5 protein-coding genes are annotated in these 2,361 nt (G+C 28.5%); all 5 read right to left on the bottom strand.

Annotation, left to right across the window (positions count from 1 at the left end; genetic code table 11):
- A partial coding sequence (locus D0X99_RS20220; protein WP_147392294.1) for an SDR family oxidoreductase occupies nucleotides 1-427 on the bottom strand: 427 nt, incomplete at its 3' end.
- Nucleotides 427-1,002: an acyltransferase gene (locus tag D0X99_RS20215; RefSeq protein ID WP_158587746.1), complete on the bottom strand. Its 576-nt coding sequence runs from the start codon at nucleotides 1,000-1,002 to the stop codon at nucleotides 427-429. The genes D0X99_RS20215 and D0X99_RS20220, both read right to left, overlap by 1 nt.
- Nucleotides 1,003-1,039: 37 nt before the next feature.
- Nucleotides 1,040-1,369, bottom strand: coding sequence for a hypothetical protein (locus D0X99_RS20210; protein WP_119479684.1), 330 nt, complete (start codon nucleotides 1,367-1,369; stop codon nucleotides 1,040-1,042).
- A gap of 149 nt (nucleotides 1,370-1,518) precedes the next feature.
- On the bottom strand, nucleotides 1,519-2,070 hold the full coding sequence (locus D0X99_RS20205) for a hypothetical protein (RefSeq protein WP_119479683.1): 552 nt from the start codon (nucleotides 2,068-2,070) through the stop codon (nucleotides 1,519-1,521).
- A 54-nt stretch (nucleotides 2,071-2,124) separates the two neighbouring features.
- The coding region (locus D0X99_RS20645; protein ID WP_119479682.1) for a hypothetical protein at nucleotides 2,125-2,361 on the bottom strand (237 nt) is incomplete at its 5' end.

The raw sequence follows: 2,361 nt of genomic DNA, 5'->3' as shown, positions 1-2,361 counted from the left end.
GCATTTTATGAAAACCATAAGGAGACAAAGGTAAAGTTAATGCAGATTCAGATATTGGTAGAATAACAGGGTTTCCATATACAGCCGCACTAGAGAGATTTATAAATTTACATGTAGGTTGAAAAGTTCGAATGGCGTCCAAAATTTTAAAAACATTCAAAGTGTTAAGTTGAAAATCTCTTAAAGGATTAATCAGAGAATCACCGACATTTGCCGCCCCTGAACAATTAATACAAACATCAAAGGTTTCAAAATTGAATAACAAATTATAATCGGGATTCAACGAGTCTAGAAAAAAATAATTAGATAAGTTTTCTAAATCAAAAATAATATCAGCTCCCCAAACAATTATATCGTGAGAATTTTGAAAATATTCAAAGAGATTTTTCCCGATAAACCCTTTTGATCCTATAATTAAATACTTCATTAATTCAATTTTTTAACAACTTTGGCAGGATTACCAGCAACAAGACAAAAGGAAGGAACATCCTTAGTAACAACAGAACAAGCAGCTACAATAGAACCCTTTCCTATGGTAACATTTTTAAGAATAGAAGCACCAAAACTAATCCACACATTATCTTCAATTACAATAGGACCTGTAATTATACTAGACTTATCTATAGGATGTCCATAATTCAAAAGACTTTTATAACGAATCTCTCTTTCGTAATGATCAATTTCATGAGAGTTGGTATCTATAATATTAACATTATGAGAAATCAATACGTTGTTACCTATGAAAACAGATTCACCTGACCAAATATTTGAACCAGTTCCAATGTAAACAAAATCACCCATATCAATTCTACCACCATATTTGAAAACAACCAATCTTCCTTCAATTCTTGAAAAATTTCCAATATTTATATTTTTTTTATTTTTAGATATATTTTCAACTTTAGCAGTCCTTGTAAACTTAGTTCCCATCCCAAAAGTAACATCGTTTTTACATGAAAGATCCGTAAAAAAATGAGAGATTTTCCTAAGTATTCCCTTCAAAATATAAATAACCCAATAAACAAAATTCATATAGTAATTATAAACCTTTTCTTAAAAAGAAATTAACCTTATTTAATAATTTATAAAAAAAAGATGTTCTTTCTTTTATATATTTAATTATAACCTTTTGAGTAGTTTTATTAACACTAATATCTTTAGGAAAAGTAGAAATTAAATAATCATCATCCCAGTCGTCCATAGGAAAAACAACATAACTATCTTTGTGTTTTCCACTACTATCCCAACCAATGTTTTTAACCAAACTTCTATCAGGAAATAAAACAAGTCCATCAAGTTTAAAAACATTCCAATAAAATCTAATTCCCCAAGAACTAATTTTATTGGATTCCATTTGCTGAAAAAACATCTTTTTATAATTGTAACTTCCAAAAAAATTAAATTGAAAGGACAATTCAGGATCATTATCCAGGATTTGATAATCCTCGAAGGAATGGATGCTCAGGGAAGATTAGGCAGGGTCGTCAAAATCCTGGAANTGGGGTTGGGCTACTTGGTTTAGAGTATGGAATAATATAGATTTTGATTGTTTGGATTATCAAAATCTATATTATTCCATACTCTAAACCAAGTAGCCCAACCCCAAGTTGAGGTGATAGGAAGAAAAAAACAACCATTTAATTTGTCAATTTTTGGTGAAGGAAAACTAAAACCAGAAATTTGCATTACCTGGTAATTAGATTGATAAAAATCTAAAGAAAAATTCATAAAAGTAAGAAAATTTCTTGATACGATTAAGTCATCTTCTAAAACAATAATTTTTCCAAATTTTTTAATAACAAATGTAACTCCTGAAATAATGGAATTTGCTAAACCTTTATTGAAATTAGATTCAAAAATAATGACTTCTTTACACCATTTTTTTCTTCTTATTATATCTCTTACCTGTTCAACATTTGATACTAAATTATCGTCCGAATTATCAGGGTAACCATCAGAATAAATGAATAAAATAGATTGATCAGCTAGGTAATTCTTCTCAAGAGCTTCAAGTGTCTTTAAAGTATGAAATGGTCTATTGTAAACAAAAAGGACGACAGGAGATAACATCTTTAAACAGATTACTGATCTTAAATTAAATATCTTTACTATTAAATATGTGATTTATTTTTTATATCCAAAAAGATAACCAAAACCTAACCACAAAAATCGATTCATTTCTAATGAAAGACTTGTTAAGGATTGTAAATATGAAAAAAGAAAAAGGCAAATCAATAAAAATTCCAACAGGTTAGGATCCACAGAAACAACTTTAAAAATTTTAAAAGCTCTAAAAAAACATAACAAAGAAAAAACGACGAATGTCCAACCAAGAATACCCCAACGCATTAAAATCTCCAT

The sequence above is a fragment of the Algoriphagus lacus genome, from assembly GCF_003583985.1.
In the GTDB taxonomy this organism is placed as follows: Bacteria; Bacteroidota; Bacteroidia; order Cytophagales; family Cyclobacteriaceae; genus Algoriphagus; species Algoriphagus lacus.
Note: the sequence above shows the minus strand (reverse complement) of the source record. Positions and strands in the feature narration are given on the sequence as shown.

Coding starts and splice junctions, on each gene's coding strand:
- D0X99_RS20205 (WP_119479683.1), bottom strand. CDS start 2,070: ATGTTATCTCCTGTCGTCCTTTTTGTTTACAATAGACCATTTCATACT.
- D0X99_RS20210 (WP_119479684.1), bottom strand. CDS start 1,369: ATGTTTTTTCAGCAAATGGAATCCAATAAAATTAGTTCTTGGGGAATT.